The 16,290-nt window shown below is 40.7% G+C and carries 13 protein-coding genes and 1 riboswitch; of the genes, 7 read left to right on the plus strand and 6 right to left on the minus strand.

Annotation, left to right across the window (positions count from 1 at the left end):
- Window positions 1–126 precede the first annotated feature (126 nt).
- The 3 genes from ABF638_RS20795 (at window position 127) to ABF638_RS20805 (ending at window position 3,606) form a co-directional block, all read left to right on the plus strand.
- Complete coding sequence (locus ABF638_RS20795) at window positions 127–1,482, plus strand: NAD(P)/FAD-dependent oxidoreductase (RefSeq protein WP_435024891.1); 1,356 nt, start codon at window positions 127–129, stop codon at window positions 1,480–1,482.
- 137 nt (window positions 1,483–1,619) lie between these two features.
- Entirely contained in the window at window positions 1,620–2,855 is a 1,236-nt protein-coding gene (locus ABF638_RS20800) for an LL-diaminopimelate aminotransferase (RefSeq protein WP_435024892.1), read from the plus strand.
- Window positions 2,856–2,967: 112 nt separating this feature from the next.
- Window positions 2,968–3,606 carry a Uma2 family endonuclease gene (locus ABF638_RS20805; RefSeq protein WP_435024893.1) on the plus strand — a complete coding sequence of 213 codons (639 nt, stop codon included), beginning with the start codon at window positions 2,968–2,970 and terminating at the stop codon, window positions 3,604–3,606.
- A 179-nt stretch (window positions 3,607–3,785) separates the two neighbouring features.
- On the opposite strand, the gene ABF638_RS20810 is transcribed toward ABF638_RS20805, so the two are convergent.
- The 4 genes from ABF638_RS20810 to ABF638_RS20825 all read right to left on the minus strand — a co-directional run bounded on the left by ABF638_RS20810 (window position 3,786) and on the right by ABF638_RS20825 (window position 7,401).
- On the minus strand, window positions 3,786–4,019 hold the full coding sequence (locus ABF638_RS20810) for a hypothetical protein (protein ID WP_435024895.1): 234 nt from the start codon (window positions 4,017–4,019) through the stop codon (window positions 3,786–3,788).
- 62 nt (window positions 4,020–4,081) lie between these two features.
- A complete protein-coding gene (locus ABF638_RS20815; RefSeq protein WP_435024896.1) occupies window positions 4,082–4,378 on the minus strand; it encodes a hypothetical protein in 297 nt (98 codons plus the stop codon).
- Between the two features lie 26 nt (window positions 4,379–4,404).
- Window positions 4,405–5,733 carry a voltage-gated chloride channel family protein gene (locus tag ABF638_RS20820; RefSeq protein ID WP_435024898.1) on the minus strand — a complete coding sequence of 443 codons (1,329 nt, stop codon included), beginning with the start codon at window positions 5,731–5,733 and terminating at the stop codon, window positions 4,405–4,407.
- 33 nt (window positions 5,734–5,766) lie between these two features.
- Window positions 5,767–7,401 (minus strand): cation:proton antiporter, encoded by a 1,635-nt coding sequence (locus ABF638_RS20825; RefSeq protein ID WP_435024899.1) that lies wholly within the window; start codon window positions 7,399–7,401, stop codon window positions 5,767–5,769.
- A gap of 95 nt (window positions 7,402–7,496) precedes the next feature.
- Window positions 7,497–7,581, minus strand: a riboswitch (Fluoride riboswitch).
- Between the two features lie 95 nt (window positions 7,582–7,676).
- Here ABF638_RS20825 and ABF638_RS20830 point away from each other — a divergent pair.
- On the plus strand, window positions 7,677–9,752 hold the full coding sequence (locus tag ABF638_RS20830) for a potassium channel family protein (protein ID WP_435024900.1): 2,076 nt from the start codon (window positions 7,677–7,679) through the stop codon (window positions 9,750–9,752).
- 174 nt (window positions 9,753–9,926) lie between these two features.
- Here ABF638_RS20830 and ABF638_RS20835 read toward each other — a convergent pair whose 3' ends face one another.
- Window positions 9,927–11,123, minus strand: coding sequence for an MFS transporter (locus ABF638_RS20835; RefSeq protein ID WP_435024901.1), 1,197 nt, complete (start codon window positions 11,121–11,123; stop codon window positions 9,927–9,929).
- Window positions 11,124–11,921: 798 nt separating this feature from the next.
- Here ABF638_RS20835 and ABF638_RS20840 point away from each other — a divergent pair.
- Window positions 11,922–12,791: a zinc metalloprotease HtpX gene (locus tag ABF638_RS20840; RefSeq protein WP_435024902.1), complete on the plus strand. Its 870-nt coding sequence runs from the start codon at window positions 11,922–11,924 to the stop codon at window positions 12,789–12,791.
- 109 nt (window positions 12,792–12,900) lie between these two features.
- Window positions 12,901–13,329, plus strand: a complete 429-nt coding sequence (locus ABF638_RS20845) for a hypothetical protein (RefSeq protein WP_435024903.1) — start codon at window positions 12,901–12,903, stop codon at window positions 13,327–13,329.
- A gap of 508 nt (window positions 13,330–13,837) precedes the next feature.
- On the opposite strand, the gene ABF638_RS20850 is transcribed toward ABF638_RS20845, so the two are convergent.
- Window positions 13,838–13,987 (minus strand): hypothetical protein, encoded by a 150-nt coding sequence (locus ABF638_RS20850; RefSeq protein ID WP_435024904.1) that lies wholly within the window; start codon window positions 13,985–13,987, stop codon window positions 13,838–13,840.
- Window positions 13,988–14,437: 450 nt separating this feature from the next.
- Between ABF638_RS20850 and aspS the strand changes: the two genes are divergently transcribed.
- Window positions 14,438–16,225: an aspartate--tRNA ligase gene (gene aspS / locus ABF638_RS20855; RefSeq protein WP_435024905.1), complete on the plus strand. Its 1,788-nt coding sequence runs from the start codon at window positions 14,438–14,440 to the stop codon at window positions 16,223–16,225.
- Window positions 16,226–16,290: the final 65 nt, after the last annotated feature.

The following is a 16,290-nucleotide window of genomic DNA, read 5'->3' on the forward strand; positions in this document are numbered from 1 at the left end:
TCCTGTAGTTTTGATTACCTTAATCCTTCTTTAAATGTAAAAAGCAATACAAAATATATGATGACAAGTTTGATACAAATTTGTTAAGAATAGTTACAATAGTCGGCATCCCGGATAATATTTCTTATGGTAAATTCACTTGACAATAATCCACTCCATCAAGTAGTTATTGTTGGCGGTGGTTTTGGTGGACTTTATGCGGCAAAAACACTTGCTAAGGCGGCAGTAAACGTTACTCTGATTGATAAACGTAACTTTCATCTATTTCAACCTCTCCTATACCAAGTCGCCACAGGTGCGCTATCTCCGGCTGATATTTCTTCACCTTTGCGTTCTGTACTCAGCAAGAGCAAGAATACGACAGTGTTGCTGGGAGAGGTGAATAATATTGATCCAGACGCGCAAAAAGTTATTGTAGGCGACGAAGCAATTTCTTACGATACTTTAATTGTCGCCACAGGTGCGAAGCATTCCTACTTTGGCAAAGATAACTGGGAAGAATTCGCCCCAGGCTTGAAAACTGTAGAAGATGCCATAGAAATGCGTAGCCGGATTTTTTCGGCTTTTGAAGCCGCAGAAAAAGAAACCGATCCAGAAAAACGCCGTGCTTGGTTAACTTTTGTAATTGTGGGTGGTGGCCCAACAGGGGTAGAATTGGCGGGTGCGATCGCAGAATTAGCAAATCAAACCCTTAAAGAAGACTTCCGCAACATCGATACCTCAGAAGCCAAGATTTTGCTATTAGAAGGTTTGGATCGGATTCTGCCACCCTTTGCACCAGAGTTATCACAAGAAGCGGAAGCATCCCTGACGCGCTTGGGTGTGGTTGTGCAGACAAAAACATTGGTAACAAATATTGAAAATGATGTTGTTACCCTCAAACAAGGCGATGAAGTTAAAGAAATTGCCTCAAAAACGGTATTATGGGCAGCAGGTGTGAAAGCTTCTGCAATGGGAAAAGTGTTAGCAGAACACACAGGTGCTGAGTGCGATCGCGCTGGACGGATTATTGTCGAACCCGACTTGAGTATTAAAGGACATCCCAATATTTTTGTAGTTGGCGATTTAGCAAATTTTTCTCATCAAAATGGTAAACCATTACCCGGTGTTGCACCTGTAGCCAAGCAAGAAGGCGAATATGTTGCAACATTAGTTCAACATCGGCTTGCAGGTAAGACTTTACCGCCTTTTGCTTATACTGATCATGGTAGTTTAGCAATGATTGGGCACAATTCTGCTGTGGTAGATTTGGGCTTTATGAAGCTGAAAGGTTTCTTTGCATGGCTATTTTGGCTGGTGATTCACATCTATTTCTTAATTGAATTTGACAACAAATTAGTAGTAATGATTCAGTGGGCATGGAATTACTTTACCCGTAATCGCGGAGCAAGATTAATTACAGGTAAAGAATCAATCACGCAGTTTGGAATTAGCGATCGCAACAATTATTCAGCCGATAATAAACAAACGGTAAATGTCTAATTGGGAATTTGTCATTAGTCATTAGTTATTCTCCCCCTGCTTCCCCTGCCTCCCCATCTCCCTCATCCCCACTCCCCACTCCCCGCCCTCATAAATTAGCAGTAAGCTATTTGAGGGCGTTTTTCATAATCTACATAATGGCAACTATTAACGACAACTACCTAAAACTGAAAGCGGGTTATCTGTTTCCAGAAATTGCTCGGCGGGTGAATGTCTTTGCAGAAGCGAATCCTGATGCTAAAATCATCCGGCTGGGCATTGGCGATGTTACTGAACCTCTGCCAGAGGCTTGCCGCACAGCGATGATTAAAGCTGTGGAAGAAATGGGCGATCGCAATACCTTCAAAGGCTACGGGCCAGAGCAAGGCTACGCTTGGTTGCGGGAGAAAATTGCTACTCACGATTTCCAAGCACGGGGAGCCAATATAGATGCCTCGGAAATCTTTATCTCTGACGGTTCCAAGTGCGACACCGGCAACATTCTGGAAATCTTTGGTCATGACAACATAATTGCCGTAACTGACCCAGTTTATCCCGTGTATGTAGACACTAACGTTATGGTGGGAAATACTGGGGATGCCAACGATAAAGGCGAATTTGAGGGTTTAGTTTATCTGCCGATTACGGCTGATAACAACTTCACCGCCGAGATTCCCTCAAAGAAAGTCGATTTAATTTATCTCTGCTTTCCCAATAACCCCACTGGCGCAACTGCTACTAAGGAATATCTCAAAGCATGGGTAGACTATGCCAAAGCTAATAACTCGATTATTTTCTTTGATGCAGCCTACGAAGCTTATATTACCGATCCGTCGATTCCCCACTCAATTTATGAAATTGAAGGTGCAAGAGAAGTTGCGATCGAATTTCGGTCTTTCTCCAAGAACGCAGGTTTTACAGGAACCCGTTGCGCGTTAACAGTAGTACCGAAAACACTCACAGCAAAAGCCGCCGATGGTTCCGATGTCGAACTGTGGAAACTCTGGAATCGTCGCCAGTCTACCAAATTCAACGGTGTTTCTTACATCATCCAACGGGGAGCCGAAGCGGTTTACTCTGAAGAAGGACAAGCGCAAATTAAGGGATTGGTGAGTTTCTATCTCGAAAACGCCAAAATTATCCGCGAGAAACTCACAGCCGCCGGATTATCAGTTTATGGTGGTGTGAATGCACCTTACGTTTGGGTGAAAACGCCTAATGGTTTATCCAGTTGGGAATTCTTTGATAAGCTGCTGCAAACTGTCAACGTTGTAGGGACACCTGGTTCTGGCTTTGGTGCTGCGGGTGAAGGTTACTTCCGCATTTCGGCGTTTAACAGCCGTGAGAATGTCGAAGAGGCGATGAAGCGAATTGCTGAGAAGTTTACGGTGTAGAGCGATCGCTTTTGTTAAACTCAATTTATTAGTCTAAAGGTTACGGTGGGCTATATTATCCACCGCAACCTGATAGAAAATTATTGAGATTTAGCTTACTGATGTTTTGGTTATGACTGCTGATATCCCCGTTTTCAAAGCTGTTAGCCAGATGCAATTAGCACCTGGTAGCACGGTGACAATTCCTGATGTTAGCTGGCAAGAATTTGAATCTATTTTAGAAGAATTAGGAGAAAAAAGAACTACCCGAATTGCCTACAGCCAGGGTACTTTAGAAATTATGGCTCCTTTACCAGAACATGAAATTCCCAAAGATTTAATTTCTGATATTGTCAAAATATTGCTAAAAGCTAAAGATATCAGATATCAACCTTTTGGTTCCACCACATTTAAGCGCCAAGGTTTAGCAGGAGTTGAACCTGATGCTTGCTTTTATATTCAGAACTATCAACAGATGATTGGTCATCGCCGCTTACAACCTGATGATCCACCGCCAGATTTAGCAATTGAAACTGATGTCACATCAAAAACTACTCTTGATGCTTATGAAGCCATTGGAGTCCCAGAACTATGGGTTTACGATAGCGGAAATCTTTCTATTTATTTGCTGAAAGATGGGAAATACATAAAATCTAACACCAGTCCTAATTTTGCAGATATAGCTATTACTGAGATTATCCCTGCTGCTGTGGAGCGTAGTTGGCAAGTAGGAAGTTTTCAAGCTTTGGAAGAATTGGAAGCAATGATTTAGTAAATGATTAGCTAGGCATTGGATTATTACTTCTCTTTGCCCCATAAAACAATTCAGCTTTAACAGTAGAACAAACAACAATATCTAAATTCGAGTGGTTTTCTAGCCTGCGCCGTAAATTTATATTTCTACCATTGAGATAAATAATATAAGCATTAGTATCTAACAGATAAATCATTCTATCGGTTCTCGTTCTTCATACTCTCTTTGAGGATTAAACAGCCATAAGTCTTGTCAATAAATTCATGCCATTCTAATTGCCTTAATTCTTCCTCTTTTAAAGAAGTCGGTTGTTTTTTTATGGATTTCAGTGTCATCGTGACTTCTAATTCAGTTTCTTTCATTTCTACAGGAATATCTAGATGTAATATTCCGTCTTCACCTACATAAGAACGTATTTTGATACTTCGCATACTCTAGCTCTCTGCCATTTGATTAAATATAACAAATAACCGAGTCTGTTGTGCGATCGCCTTCACGTTGTGCTTGCAAAATTAGAATTTTGGGTATGTTTGGCAGAATGACTTTCTGGCTCTGAATACATAGCAAATAAATCACTAAAAGCCTCTTCGCCATTAATCTCTCCACTACTAACAAATCGTTCTACTTCAACCGAACCATCCTCAAAAAATTCCACTTCCCATCGTTCACCAGCCACCGCCACATTTACCATAATAGTTTCATCCCGATGATGGGCTAATGTGTAACTAATTTTCTTTTGTCCCAATTGATTTAGAAAAGTAACTAGTTTGCCAAATCCATGATTCTTCATCAGTATCCATTAATTACATTAATAAATTATTCCTGAGAATTACTTCCTCTTTCTTCTCTATCATCAGGTAAATCAATTTTCGGTTGCCCATAATTAGCCAAAGTCACCCCTTCTTCTAAATATACAGCAGAGTATTTACTCAACCCAATACGCTGTGCAGAATAAATTCCTGAATGACCGGAAAATAAATAACTGACTACACAGCCAATAGCAATAAATACCCCTGATTCCAAACCAAATAATTCAATTCCCATTAAGATTGATGCTAAAGGTGTATTTGCTGCACCCGCAAATACACCTACAAATCCCATTCCTGCTAACAGTGGTGCGGGTAATGCTAAAAGCAACGATAAAGCATTACCTAAAGTAGCACCAATAAAAAACAAAGGTGTCACTTCTCCTCCTTTAAAACCTGCACCTAAAGTTAAAGCAGTCAAACCCAATTTGGCAGCAAAATCCCAAGCAGGTAGCTGAATATAGAAAGAATCAACGATTGTTGGGATACCAAGCCCAATATACTTGGTTGTTCCACTCAATCCAACAATTGCTGCTATTATCGCACCACCTATTAAAGGACGCATTGGAGGATAGGATATTTTGGTTTTAAAGAAATGACTAATTTTGTGAGTTAGTTTAGCAAAGAATCTCGCTACAATTCCAAAGATTACACCTGCAATAATGGCAGAAATCAGTCCCCAAATTGTGAGCGTCGGTATTAACGGAGCGTGTCGGTATGCGGTATGATGTAAACCCAATAGTAAGGTGACTTGATTCCCTACGATCGCAGCAATCAAAGAAGGAAAAAGAGCATCATAATGAATCTTCCCAATCGCTAAAACTTCCAGACCAAATACAGTTCCAGCTAAGGGAGTACCGAAAACTGAAGCGAATCCTCCACTGATACCTGCTGTTAACAAAATTCGCCGATTAGCCCCTTGAAAATGGAATATTTTAGTTAACTGATCTGCCAAAGAAGCACCCATTTGTAATGCTGTCCCTTCACGACCGGCTGAACCTCCAAAAAAATGGGTGAGGTCTGTTCCTAGTAACACAAGAGGAGCCATGCGGAAGGGAATAACCTTTTTGGGATTATGGATCTCTTCAAGTAAAAGGTTATTTCCAGCTTCTACAGTTTGACCAAATCGATGATAAATCCAACCACTTAAGAAGCCGCCAAGGGGAAGGAAGGCGATAATCCATCGATGTGATTCTCGCCAATCAGTTGCCCATTCCAATGATGCTAAAAGAACAGCAGAAGCCATTCCGGCAAGAATGCCAACTACAACGGAAATAGGCAGCCATTTGATTAGGTGGGGTAAGGCAATAAAAGGTTCAAATTGACGTAGTTGTTTCATATTAATTCGTAATTCGTAATTCGTAATTCGTAATTAAATTGAGTTGGGTTCACGGTTTTCTAGCAAGATTACAGGTATTGGGCTGGCTTCTAAGACTGCTTGTGATACTGAACCAATCAGCACTTGTTCCCAAGGTTGATGTCCGCGTTTTCCCATAACGATCGCAGTGACAGAATACTCTTGAGCAATGCGAATAATTTCTTCTGGTATCGCGCCTGTAACAGTCACAAACTCATAGCTGATATCAGATAACAACTGTTTGCTTTGTTCTTTTATTTGTTGGATATCTTGCTGATTTGAAGTGTTAACTACATGCAAAACGATCGCTTCCCCGTTACTGCGGCGTGCTAAATCTGCGACTTTGGTTAAAACTTCTGTGGCTAAATTCGATGTATCTACGGCTGCCAGCAATACTGTACGAGTAGCAACTGTTACCTTGGTCGGGTCAACTTTGCCTTTTGTGAGCAATTTCGGCGCAAAAGTCATAGTTGCCCAAGCGCCTAACGGTGCTGTGATTAAAATTGATAGAGCTGCGATCGCTAAAATTATCTCACCTCCGGCAATTCCTTGGGAGAGCGGTATTGCTCCAATGGCAGCTTGGACTGTGGCTTTTGCTGAGTTTCCTGGTAGCAGAAATAATCTTTCTCGCCAATTCCAATTACTACCTAAAGTTGAGAGATACCAGCCCAACATTCGACCAATTAGTAAACCAATTGCCAGAATTATAATGCCAGGTAACAGAATCTTTTCTAATACTTGCAGTTGAATAGTTGCCCCTAACAAGACAAACAAAAAAATCTCCGCGACTATCCATAAACTGTCAAATCCGCCGCGTAATCTTCGGGCTAAGGGAGCATCTAATTCAATTAAGAAAAAACCCATAGCCATTGCTGCTAAATAACCAGAAAAGTAAGGGAATACATGAGCGGAAATTACTAGAAATAAAGCTAGGCTGGCAGCAATAACAGTATCTTGAACAGTATTCTGAGTCCAGTTTTGTTTAGTTAATAGTGAAACTAACAAACGGGCTGCTAAATAGCCAAACAAGACTCCCAGCAATATTTGCATGATAATTTGGAACGGCAGCAGTTGGAGAGCAGTCAAAGTGAATCCCCCAGGTAGGGTAATCTGCTCAACACCTCCGTCACCTAAGAAACTTAGCAGTAGGCTGAAGACTAGTAATAGCAGTACATCAGATAAAGCACTACCAGTTAAAATTGCATCGGGAATTCCTTTTGTGACACCCCAACCTAAACTTTTCAACCTCAGCATTCCTGGGACGATTACAGCGGGAGATTCAGCGCCAATCACACAACCCAAGAGTAATCCAGTGGGAAAGTCAAATTTAAAAATTATCATAGCGGTAATTGCGATCGCGATCGCTTCTGTTGCTGCTGGTAAAAATCCCAAGCGCAGCGCCACTGTTCCCTGTTGAGCCAGTTTTTCTCTATCTAAACCCAGTCCGGCTTTCATTAAAATAATCATTACCGCCAAAGTTCTTAACTCATCAGCAGCACCCAGTACATCTTCACTAATGACATTCCGAACTTGGGGGCCAAGAATAATCCCCACTAAAATCATGCCAATTAAAGGCGGAGCTACTAAACGACGGGCAAGTTGACCGGCAAAAAAGCCCATCATTAAAATCCACAATACACTGGCTAGCATTCCATGACTCCTTGAGGCGCAATTTGTAGATTTACACTTTCTACAGGGGAGTCAGGTAATGCATTTAGCCAAGCCCTACTCTCCCGCAGTTAGCGAAGAAAGTAGGAACCATCAGCCTTCCATATCAGAATTTATCCGTTTGGAAAGGCGGTTTTGGCGAGTTCCATCACCATTAATAGTTTTTCATTAAATTGATAATACCATTTTTGCTGTGAGTCAATATCTTTGGTATTCTACGATATAGATAAATAATGTGTATCATTGGCGGTATTATTATGCTGCCATCATCAGAAAGTAATTACCAGCCTGTTGAAGATTCTCAGACAAAAATAGATCAGTTTTTAGTTTGTGGGCTAGGAAGTTTGGGTCAGCATTGCGTTGCAGTACTAAAAGAGTATGGTGCTGTTGTTAATGCTATTGATCAAGAACAACCCCAACATTTGGAAATACCAAATTTATTAAGTTTATTAGAAAACTTATTCATCGGAGATTGTCGTCAGAGCAGTGTTTTAGAACAGGCAAACATTTCTCGGTGTCGAACTGTACTTTTAGTTACTAGCAATGAACGAGTAAATATAGAAGCTGCCTTTGCCGCAAGGCTTTTAAATCCTCAAGTTCGCCTGGTTGTACGTTCTGATAAACAAAATCTCAATGAACTGTTAAGTCAGACCCTTGGTAATTTTATTGCCTTTGAGCCAAATCAAATTTCCGCTTCTGGCTTTGCTCTTGCAGCCCTTGGAGATGACAATCTTGGATATTTCCAACTGGAAGAACGCCAATTTCGGGTAGTAAAGCGTCAGATAAAAATAAATGATAACTGGGCTAATAAATGGCATATACATGAATTAAATACCTTATATCGTCGGGTATTAAATTACGCTAATGATTCATCTCCTTTGCCTAAAGAATTTCATCAGTGGGAACCAGAAGCGACATTAAACCCAGGTGATACGATTATTTATATCGAAGTTACAGAGCAGCTTAAAAGTTTAAAACAAATTGCTACTGTGCGTAAACATAACTGGCAGCAGTTATGGCAAGAGATTTTATTAGGTAGAACCTGGAAAAATTTAAAAAATAAAATAGCATATTTCTCGCGGACATTCTCTCGTTATCAGAGTTTGCGGGTGGCAATTATCTGTGGCATTATAGTACTTTTTCTTTGGTGTTTTGGAACAATTATTTATATCTTAAATTATCCTGAAAGTAACATAATAGAAGCATTTTATGCTATTGCTGTCTTGCTTTTGGGAGGATATGGAGATGTCTTTGGCGGTGTGAATTTTAAAACGCCACCAGAACAGGCTGAAAATATGCCAGGATGGTTACGATTGTTTAGCCTCGCACTAACTGTAACTGGTATAGGTTTTGTTGGGGTTTTATATGCGTTGCTAACTGATGCTCTGTTAAGTTCAAGGTTCCAGTTTTTTAATAATTACCAGCCATCAATCCCCCAAAAAGACCATGTTGTACTTATTGGATTAAATAGAGTTGGTCAACGAGTCGCGGCTTTGTTACAAGAATTCAAGCAACCTTTGGTGGGTATTAGTAGTACAGCACTTAACGCCGATTTTCTCAACAAAATTCCACTGATTATTGATAATATTGCCGATGCTTTAGACAAGGTAAATCTTGCTAATAGTAAAAGTGTCGTTGTCGTTACGGACGATGACATGGAAAATTTGGAAATAGCTTTGATGGCATACGCTAAAAGTCCTAAAACTCGTGTGGTCATTCGGACTTATGACCGATACTTTCGTGATAATGTTGCACGATTGTTTCCTTATGCTCAAGTGATTTGTACCTCTGCTATTTCAGCAGAAGTATTTGCTGCTGCGGCTTTTGGAGAAAATATTCTCAGCTTATTTAACTTCGATACTCAAACTATTTTGGTAGTAGAGTACATGATTGAAGCTGGAGATACACTGAATGGATTACTATTGGCTGAGGTTGCCTATGGTTATGGAGTTGTACCAATTTTATATCAAAGTCTCAGGCGATCGCCTGTTAAGTTGATGCCTGCCGATCATACACAACTTTCTATTGGCGATCGCCTGATTGTTCTGGCAAATAGTCATAGCCTCCAGCGGATTGAACGAGGTGAAATGTTTCCTCGAAATTGGCAAGTACAGATTGAGAAAGTTTTAGCTCAAGATGCTATTTTTGATGGTGCAAATGAAATAAGTATAATATCAGGATGTAACATTGGCACTGCTAGAGAGTTGATGCATAATTTGCCTGGACTGCTACCAACGGCATTATATAAACAACAAGCTCTTTTACTAGTAAGAAGACTTAGTAAATTACGAGTTACAGCCCGGTTGAAACCATTTGTTCAAGATATAGATTGAACTGGGGATTGGGGATTGGGGATTGGGGACTAGGGACTGAGTAGTGTCTGAAGGGTTATAAAAGTTTGTAGTAAGGACTTTAGTCCTGGATTTTTAAGCACTGAAGTGCTTACTACAAACTCATCATATTTAATGCGATAGACCACTAGGGACTGGGTACTGAACTGTATTGCCTTATATTTGTAAATATTTCTTTCTATTAATCAATAGTAATAACACAGCAGCGATCGCAAACAAGCTTCCAGTTATAAATGTCGCCTCTGCTCCCAGTGCTTGCCACAACCCACCAGCTAACAAACTTGCAGGTAAAAGGGCTAATCCCACAGCCAAATTCAGGAATCCAAAAGCAGTGCCGCGCAGATTTGCAGGGATACTATTTGCCACTAGCGCCAATAGCAATCCTTTACTCATACCCAAATGCAAACCATAAAGGGCAAACAATCCCCAGACTTGCCAAGGTGTCTGCACAAAAGCAAAACCCAGATACACTACAGCGTATAGGAGAAATCCGCCTACCAGTAGCCCAAATTTACCCACGCGATCGGAAAGTATTCCTATTGGGTAGGCACTGAATGAGTAGGTGATGTTCATCATCATTAATGTCAATGGGATAAGTGAGGCAGAAATACCTGTTTGTTCAGCTCGCAGCAACAAAAAAGCATTACTGGAGTTTCCTAAATTGAATAGCAGCGCCACTGCTACAAGTACCCAGTATCCTTTACCCAAACTGCGTAAAGCTTCCCATTGCAGAGGGTTGCTTCGGTTCTCTTGAATTTCACTTGTTTTTGGTTCGCGCACTCCCACTGCTAATAAAGCCACTGCGAAGAATCCAGGGATGAGTGCTAGCCAAAAAATCAGGCGGAAGTTGTTTTGGGAAGCAGCCATCAGGGCAAATGCTGCCAAAGGCCCCAAAAATGCTCCGATAGTATCGAGAGATTGACGCAATCCATAAGCTGCACCGCGTACCTCTGGATTAGTGGAATCGGCAACCAAAGCATCGCGGGGTGCTACCCGGATACCTTTGCCAATGCGATCGCTAAATCGAGCTATTAATACTCCAGTTGGGCTGGTAGCTACAGCGAATAGAGGTTTCATAAGGGCTGATAATCCGTAGCCAAACACTGCTAATCCCTTACGATGTCCTAAGTAATCACTCAATACTCCCGAAAAGATTTTTAAGATTGAAGCTGTTGCTTCTGCAATACCTTCAATGATGCCGACAGTCAAAAGATTCGCCCCTAAAACTGACACGAGAAACAAGGGCAACAGAGAATTAATCATCTCGGAACTAATATCTGTCAGCAAGCTGACAAACCCCAAAACCCAAACAGTCCGGGGAATTTTCTGGACAAATTTATTTTGTAGCTGCATATTGCCTATTTCTGCTATGTCTACAGTCAATTCATTTGCTGTAAAGATTTTTGAAAATATTATTACTATATAGGAATCCGCTTTGATTTCTGAACGAATTTGCATGGTGCGCGTAGCACAAGCGCGTACTGAATTTTTTCAGAAATTAAATATGAGTTTTATATCAGTAGGACTTACGCAAAATACGTCGTAAGTCCTAATCAGTATCTACAGCAGTTGCTGTGTTTGCTACCACAGTGAGAATACTTTGCTTTCTTATACCAATTTTTTATGAAGCTGCATAGAATTCGATCCCCCCTAGCCCCCCTTAATAAAGGGGGAACCGGAAAAACATCTATCAAAGTCCCCCTTTTTAAGGGGGATTTAGGGGGATCAAGATATGTGCAACTTCACATTAAATTGGTATTAGTTGCCAAAATCTGCGATCGCAAGCAATTTGTTTGATGCACAAAAATACTCACAAGATATTGAAGCTTTGAAAGCATGTAAACTAGATTTATAACTTGTATAAGTAACTGGACCTAAATTAATAACGATTAATTTGTAATTTCTACCTATGCAAAAAATATTCCTGTAGATAGATACATTTTTTATATCTATAAATAAGTAATTTTATTACTAGTAGATAAGTATCAAAAACAACTAAATTAGTATTTCTAAAAGTTAAGTGAGAAAACCGTACTTCTCTGATAAGTTTTCTGTACCATATATCTAAGTTTAGCTGGATACAATCGAAGTGTAGCTGAAGTAATGCTGTTTTTTCAAAAAGTTACACAGCATTAGCAGGAGAGCGAAAACATGACAAATCAATTGAAAACGGTTGCTTTGCTAGCTGCGCTAAGTGGTCTTTTAATCGCAATTAGTTACTGGGTAATTGGCGGTTCTAGTGGCTTGATTATCGGGATTGGTTTGGCAGCAGTAACAAACCTGTTTTCCTGGTATCAATCAGATAAGATTGCGTTAGCAGTATATCGGGCCCAGCCTGTGAGCGAAATGGAAGCACCAGGACTTTATCAGATGGTGCAAAAATTGAGCGATCGCGCTAATATTCCCATGCCTAGAGTTTACATCGTCCCTAGTCAAGGTGCTAACGCTTTCGCTACAGGGCGCGATCCCGAACACGCTGCTGTAGCTGTCACCGAAGGTATTTTAAATATATTGCCAGAGGATGAACTCGAAGGCGTTATAGCCCACGAACTCACCCATATTATTAATCGTGATACCCTCACACAAGCTGTTGCTGCTACTGTTGCTGGTGCTATCTCATTCCTAGCTCAAATGCTTAGTTACAGTTTATGGTTTGGCGGTGGTTCACGAGATAACAATAGAGGTGGAAATCTTTTTGGTGTTTTATTAACAGTCATACTTGCGCCAGTAGCTGCGACAATCATTCAGTTAGCAATTTCGCGCACACGAGAATTTTCCGCTGATGCAGGTTCTGCTAAATTAACTGGTAATCCTCGCGCTTTAGCTAGGGCATTGCAACGGTTAGAAGCCTCAGCAAAGCAGATACCTTTAAATGCTAATCCAGCTTATGAACCGTTGTTAATTATCAATTCCATCTCTAGACAGTTTTTGGGTAACTTATTCTCCAGTCACCCTGCGACAGAAGTACGAGTTGCAGCATTGCTGAAATTAGAGGAACAACTGCCAACAAAAGCTTATTAATTTGTCATTTTTCATTTGTCATTTGTGAAATTTGCAATGACTTGTTACTACTATTACAGGGTGCAGTTTTCATTAACGGACACACTTTGCAATTAAGGATGTTTGAAGTATGAATTCCAACAACATCGAATCCATTGAAACGACAGTAATTGAATCTACCGAATCTATCGTAATTGTAGAAATCAGTTCTGAAACCGACGAATTAGTGGAAACAGAAATGGCTGCTGAAACTGATGAGGTGAAGCGCGAAACCAAAGCGCTGATTGAAGCGCTAAAAAGACGCGCTCAAGCTGAGGCTGATTCAGCAGGTACTCTCACTCGTGAAACATATTTGAAAGTTGTGCGCCAAACACGGGCATTAATTGAAGGAAGGAAATTGATGGAACGCGATCGCTTAGAAAACTCTTGGGCGATAATTCAGGATGAAGCTGAGAGAAACTGGCACTTATTGATGAAAGATGTAGTAGACTTCAGCTTTCGCCTGCAAAAGGCGGCCATTGCTGCTTGGGATACCTTCAATCACCCTTACTCTCGTTAAAGAGGGGGCGAAGGGTGCGATCGCACAGAGTCCACTGAAAGCGGTAGGCGCGTATATCTATGCGCCCCTACTGCGCTTAGAATTGCAAGCGGATCACCTAAACTCAAAAAATTTGAAATCAAGCTTTAAGAGCATAACTGTGTGCCCTCATCTTTGAATATTTAAGCAAGTATTAGTAATACTAATTTTATCAATAAGATAATTATTTTTTACTTATCAAAGTACAACATTGGTCATCAACATTGTAATGTTTGTCCTTGACATTACAACGTTGATGACCAACATTGCAATGTTTGTCCTTAATGTTACAACATTGTTAATTAACATTACGATGTTTATTCTTAAGGTTACAACGTTGGTCATCAACATTACAGTGTTTCTTCTTAATGTTGTAATGTTAGTCATCAATGTTACAACATTGGTTATCAATACTCAAGCTTTTGTAAATCATGCTGAAGTTTTTGTCGCCACACTCAGCACTAACTTTACTGATGAATCTGCGGCAATTTTAAGGAGACATCACCAACAACATCATTGTCCCCTCTAACAAATCACCTTCGCTGCGATGATATAGATATCTGCGCCGCAATACATCCAAAGAGGTTTTTTCAGCTTCAGTAATTTTAGGCAATCCCTCATACCAATTCAAAATTCGCAATGGGCTAACGCCCCGCTCCGCTAACGCAATGACGCTCTCTACGAGACGCTAAAAGCGTAGCTTGCTTCTTTGTAAGAGTACGCGGACTCGCTAACGCAATTAAAAAACTTAGATGCAGCAAAGCTTTTAGGGATTACATCTGTATCAGATTTTTCGTGAAATGGTATCAGACCACTCTGGAAAAAACTACTCTTTTTCAATTCGGACTAAACCGAATCGAGTATGGACATTCATTAAGCTGATAATTGCTGCTATCTGTGTGATAGTTTCTCACCTCCCTGTGTATGCAAAACCCAGCTTTCCGGTGTTATGGCTTCCTTTATATATATAGTGTGAAATTATTTGATTTTTTATTTCACCAGAACTACTACAATTACTATTGATGCTAGATAATGGGAAGGCTTTGACATTTTCTTCTCAATCTAGCCCAGGAAACAATAATTAACACTTATGCGAACTCATTATTGCGGCGAACTCCGAAAAGAACATATTGGAGAAACAGTTACCTTTTACGGATGGGTAGACCGTCGCCGCGATCACGGTGGTGTGATATTTTTAGATTTACGCGATCGCTCTGGAATCGTCCAAATCGTCAGTGATCCGCAACGCACCCCAGATTCTTACGAACATGCAAACGCCCTGCGAAATGAATATGTTGTTGAAATCACTGGTAGGGTAACACAACGTCCCGAAGAATCGCTGAATAACCGTATCCCAACAGGCGAGGTGGAAATCTACGCCGATAAAATTAAACTTCTCAATGCTGTTCGCAAACAGTTACCTTTCCAAGTTTCCTTAGCTGACACTGAGACAGTGCGCGAAGACTTGCGGCTGAAATATCGTTATTTGGATTTGCGACGCGAACGGATGGCGCAAAATTTGCAACTGCGTCATCAAATTGTCAAAGCCATGCGTCGTTATCTAGAAGATTTAGAAGGTTTTATTGAAGTCGAAACTCCAATACTTACCCGTTCTACCCCAGAAGGGGCGCGAGATTATGTTCTACCCAGTCGCGTCAATCCTGGCGAGTGGTATGCTTTACCGCAATCACCCCAGCTATTTAAACAATTGCTGATGGTATCCGGCTTAGACAGATATTATCAAATTGCCCGTTGTTTTCGTGACGAAGATTTACGCGCCGACAGACAACCGGAATTCACCCAGTTGGACATGGAAATGAGCTTCATGTCCCAAGAAGAAATTATCGAACTAAATGAGAACTTAGTTTGCCATATCTTCAAAACAGTTAAAGGCATTGAGTTACAGCGTCCTTTCCCCCGTCTCACTTATGCTGAGGGAATGGAACGCTACGGAAGTGATAAACCAGATACCCGCTATGGTTTGGAATTAGCTGATGTCTCAGATATTGTGAAAGAGTCAGGTTTCAAAGTCTTTCGAGACACTGTGACTAATGGTGGTATCGTCAAAATCTTACCCATTCCCAACGGTAACGATGTAATTTCTAATGTCCGAATTAAACCAGGCGGCGATTTATTCAAAGAAGCTAGTGAAGCCGGTGCTAGAGGTTTAGCTTATATCCGTGTTAGGGATGATGGCGAAATTGACACCATTGGCGCTATTAAAGACAACCTAAGCGAAGAACAAAAACAAGAAATTTTACGCCGTACAGGTGCAAAAGCTGGACATTTGCTGTTGTTTGGCGCTGGTGATGCTGCTACAGTTAATAAAACTTTAGATAGATTACGGCAAGCGATCGCTAAAGAATTTGGTTTAATTGATCCAGAAAAAATTAACTTACTCTGGATTACAGATTTCCCGATGTTCGAGTGGAATGCTGACGAAAAGCGTCTGGAAGCATTGCACCACCCATTTACAGCACCACATCCTGATGATTTGAGCGACTTAAAGACTGCACGCGCCCAAGCTTACGACTTGGTACTCAATGGCGTAGAAGTTGGCGGCGGAAGTCTGCGGATTTATCAGCGAGAAATTCAACAGCAAGTATTTGAAGCAATTGGATTATCTCCTGAAGAAGCACAAAGTAAATTTGGCTTTCTCTTAGAAGCATTTGAATATGGTACACCGCCGCATGGTGGCATTGCCTACGGTTTAGATCGTTTGGTAATGTTGCTAGCTGGAGAAGAATCTATTCGAGATGTCATTGCTTTTCCGAAGACACAACAAGCACGTTGTTTGTTAACAGATGCACCTTCGAGTGTAGATGCTAAACAGTTGAAAGAATTGCACGTTGCTTCAACTTATAAACCAAAGTCTTAGTGAACTAGTGGGGTTATAAAAGTTTGTAGTAAGGACTTTAGTCCTGGATTTTTAAGCACTTAAGT

It is taken from the genome of Nostoc sp. CALU 1950, assembly GCF_051172895.1.
GTDB lineage: Bacteria > Cyanobacteriota > Cyanobacteriia > Cyanobacteriales > Nostocaceae > Nostoc > Nostoc edaphicum_A.

Coding starts and splice junctions, on each gene's coding strand:
- ABF638_RS20815 (WP_435024896.1), bottom strand. CDS start 4,378: ATGAAGAATCATGGATTTGGCAAACTAGTTACTTTTCTAAATCAATTG.
- ABF638_RS20845 (WP_435024903.1), top strand. CDS start 12,901: ATGAATTCCAACAACATCGAATCCATTGAAACGACAGTAATTGAATCT.
- ABF638_RS20820 (WP_435024898.1), bottom strand. CDS start 5,733: ATGAAACAACTACGTCAATTTGAACCTTTTATTGCCTTACCCCACCTA.
- ABF638_RS20830 (WP_435024900.1), top strand. CDS start 7,677: ATGCTGCCATCATCAGAAAGTAATTACCAGCCTGTTGAAGATTCTCAG.
- ABF638_RS20805 (WP_435024893.1), top strand. CDS start 2,968: ATGACTGCTGATATCCCCGTTTTCAAAGCTGTTAGCCAGATGCAATTA.
- ABF638_RS20795 (WP_435024891.1), top strand. CDS start 127: ATGGTAAATTCACTTGACAATAATCCACTCCATCAAGTAGTTATTGTT.
- ABF638_RS20835 (WP_435024901.1), bottom strand. CDS start 11,123: ATGCAGCTACAAAATAAATTTGTCCAGAAAATTCCCCGGACTGTTTGG.
- ABF638_RS20800 (WP_435024892.1), top strand. CDS start 1,620: ATGGCAACTATTAACGACAACTACCTAAAACTGAAAGCGGGTTATCTG.
- ABF638_RS20840 (WP_435024902.1), top strand. CDS start 11,922: ATGACAAATCAATTGAAAACGGTTGCTTTGCTAGCTGCGCTAAGTGGT.
- ABF638_RS20810 (WP_435024895.1), bottom strand. CDS start 4,019: ATGCGAAGTATCAAAATACGTTCTTATGTAGGTGAAGACGGAATATTA.
- ABF638_RS20825 (WP_435024899.1), bottom strand. CDS start 7,401: ATGCTAGCCAGTGTATTGTGGATTTTAATGATGGGCTTTTTTGCCGGT.
- aspS (WP_435024905.1), top strand. CDS start 14,438: ATGCGAACTCATTATTGCGGCGAACTCCGAAAAGAACATATTGGAGAA.